Annotated in this window: 1 protein-coding gene; it reads right to left on the bottom strand. The window is 37.1% G+C overall.

Going from position 1 to position 1,125, the window contains the following annotated elements; genetic code table 11:
• Positions 1–976, bottom strand: a 976-nt coding sequence (istA, locus tag MNY27_RS10855) for an IS21 family transposase (RefSeq protein ID WP_346392342.1), incomplete at its 3' end; no start/stop codon positions are given.
• Positions 977–1,125 lie beyond the last annotated feature (149 nt).

The following is a 1,125-nucleotide window of genomic DNA, read 5'->3' as shown; positions in this document are numbered from 1 at the left end:
TTTTTTGCAATTTATTGAACTCTTGATTATTTTTTGCTACACTTTGTATTACAACCTTTGGATGGATGCCACTATAAGGTTTGGGCAGAGAAAGCAAGTGGGGTTGCTCCTCTGCCAACAAGTCAAACGGCCTTTGCAGGGTTGTTTGATGGATGCGAACATTTGCTACATTCTCAAGCCATTTGAGTACTTCTGCATTGGCATTATCGATATTTAGCTGATAATTTTTCATTGTAAGTTTTACACGCAAAGCATTATGAAAGCTGTAGCGGAGATAATGATTAAATCGCTCAACTTTTCCTTTCGTTTTTGCGCGGTATGGCCTGCACACTTTAATGGTAAATCCACAATGCTTGGCAAAATCTTCAAAGAGAGGATTGAGTTTGTGTTTGCCTCTTCCATATGCATTGCGTTTAATGATGACTGTGCGCATATTATCATATAAGCACTCTATTGGAACGCCTCCAAAGTATCTAAAAGCATTCATATGGCATGCAAGCAGTGTCTCTATCTTTTCATTGTCAACATACTCTACATAGGAAGCTCTTGAATATCCCATTGTGGCAACAAATGCAGAGAGGTTGTCTTTTGGAAACTCTATCCAATCAACTTGCATCTGCTTGGCTGGTTTAGTCTCAAAGCGTATAAGCTTTTCATCATTTTTTATTCGTTCACGCAGTTCATATTTTTGCATCACCTGCTGAAGCCAACGCAAGCTTCCCGTGTATCCTAAAGTTTGAATCTCTTTGTATATTACAGTGGTTGGAATAAAAGAGTTCTCCTTATGAGATATCTCCAACATCTTTGCAATGTGGGGAAGATAAGGATCTACAATATTCTCTACAGGTGTTCTGTTAATAACGGGAACATACCCATCAGGAAGAAGAGAATATTTACGAACTGTTTCACGACTGATCCCCAGTCGTCTTGCTACTTCTGTTTTATTGAAACCTTGTTTTAAAAGTTTTTTGATCATTTGAACTTGCCTCTTATCTAACACTTGACTCCTTTCAAAAAAGATGAAATGGAGTCTATCAAAAATTAATTTGATTTTTTAAGGTTTGTGTTTAAAAAGTAACTTTTAACTCACTTCCTTTAGTGCCAATTTTAGCAGTTCGTTTGACA

Origin of the sequence: Sulfurimonas sp. NWX79 (genome assembly GCF_039667035.1) — a bacterium.
GTDB classification, from domain to species: domain Bacteria; phylum Campylobacterota; class Campylobacteria; order Campylobacterales; family Sulfurimonadaceae; genus Sulfurimonas; species Sulfurimonas indica.
Note: the sequence above shows the minus strand (reverse complement) of the source record. Positions and strands in the feature narration are given on the sequence as shown.